Raw genomic sequence first — 442 nt, 5'->3', positions numbered from 1 at the left:
TTTAATAGAACTCCTTTTTATTTAAAAAATAATTAATTAATCACTAGGTGGTTTATATTCTCCTCCTGTGTTAAACTTCTCAGTATAAAGACTTAAAGTTTTACGTACAGGGTTGAGGTGGAGATAATAGGTTTTGTCTTGATATGTATCAGCTAATCCACTGTTTCTAACATTAATTGGCGTAAGAACAGGATAAATAAAACAATCTTGATCTAGATCTAAAAGATATTTAGGACCTTTAAAATGAAATTCATATTTATGTGCATTGCTTTTGTGAAATAAGTTAGCTTTACCAACGAAGAAAGATTCAGTGTTGCCAGCGTTTGGATCTTCAGAAAAACGATCGAAATAATCCACTCCCTCAGTTTTCCATTGGTTAAAAGGATGTTTAACAAAATAAGCTAAATCAGTTGGTTCTTTTTGGGTATTAAGTCTGTCTTGG

Annotated in this window: 1 pseudogene; it reads right to left on the bottom strand. The window is 31.2% G+C overall.

The annotated features are described in order from the left end of the window. Positions 1 to 36: 36 nt before the first annotated feature. Positions 37 to 442 (bottom strand): annotated as a pseudogene (locus tag RI01_RS03720) (hypothetical protein); the annotation flags it as partial.

The organism is Italian clover phyllody phytoplasma str. MA1 (genome assembly GCF_000300695.1).
Classification (GTDB): domain Bacteria; phylum Bacillota_I; class Bacilli_A; order Acholeplasmatales; family Acholeplasmataceae; genus Phytoplasma.
This window is presented reverse-complemented; position numbering and strand designations above follow the sequence as displayed.